General features: G+C 58.3%; 1 protein-coding gene. It reads right to left on the bottom strand.

Features of this window, described 5'->3' with window-relative positions; all coding sequences use genetic code 11:
• Positions 1–240 (bottom strand): hypothetical protein (locus SB847_RS22085; protein ID WP_410578885.1); only part of this gene is annotated, 240 nt, incomplete at both ends.

Genomic DNA, 240 nt, shown 5'->3' with positions numbered 1-240 from the left:
ATCCACGACGGCATCCACATCCTCATGTGCCATTGCTGGTAACTGATCACTTCCGCAGTCAGTACCGGGTAGAAGAACGCTGTTAACAGCACCGCCACCACCAGTACCAGGGTTACTGCGTAGAGCCCCGACCGGCGGCGCCAGGGCGGATCATTGCTGCGCCCCAGGACAAGGCCGAGTACGTAGGTGAGTCCCAGGACCAAGAAGGGTTCGAAGGAGACTGCGTAGAAGATGAACATG

Origin of the sequence: Bacillus sp. SIMBA_026, assembly GCF_046535335.1 — a bacterium.
GTDB classification, from domain to species: Bacteria; Bacillota; Bacilli; order Bacillales; family Bacillaceae; genus Bacillus; species Bacillus velezensis.
Note: the sequence above shows the minus strand (reverse complement) of the source record. Positions and strands in the feature narration are given on the sequence as shown.